The following is a 558-nucleotide window of genomic DNA, read 5'->3' as shown; positions in this document are numbered from 1 at the left end:
TTTTATTCTGGGAGGGTTTAATACCCCGAGGCTTGCCTCGCATGAAAAAAAATAGTAATCTTGAGCGTGAGCTCAAGCATCCATATTCATAAAAGTCACAATGTTTCCCTGTTGTTATATCATTTGGTTTGCTCTACCAAATATCGTCGCTTTGTTTTAAGTCCAAAGGTAGATAGGATTTTAAAAAGGACTTGTTTGGATATTGAAGATAGGTATGAGATTCATTTTCTTGAGATAGGTTCAGATAAAGATCATGTACATTTTCTATTACAAAGTGTTCCGAGTTATAGTCCAACTAAGATTGTTCGTACAATAAAAAGTATTACTGCAAGAGAAATATTTTCCCAAGCTCCAGGCGTTAAACGTGCACTTTGGGGAGGGGCTTTTTGGGGTAGTGGATTTTATATTAATACTGTTGGTCGTCACAGTAATGAGAAAATCATTGCTCAATATGTAAAAAATCAAGGCAAGGAAAAAGAATATGAAGTGTTACATAAAACAGATCAGTTAGATCTATTCTAATCTAATGCCTCGGGGCTTGCCCCGAGGATTATTTAC

At 35.8% G+C, this 558-nt stretch carries 1 protein-coding gene; it reads left to right on the top strand.

Going from position 1 to position 558, the window contains the following annotated elements; genetic code table 11:
* Nucleotides 1–66: 66 nt before the first annotated feature.
* On the top strand, nucleotides 67–522 hold the full coding sequence (tnpA, locus tag ACWNT5_RS24250; RefSeq protein WP_456518860.1) for an IS200/IS605 family transposase: 456 nt from the start codon (nucleotides 67–69) through the stop codon (nucleotides 520–522).
* The last annotated feature ends 36 nt before the right edge of the window (nucleotides 523–558 follow it).

The sequence above is a fragment of the Aquimarina sp. 433 genome (assembly GCF_054054605.1).
This window is presented reverse-complemented; position numbering and strand designations above follow the sequence as displayed.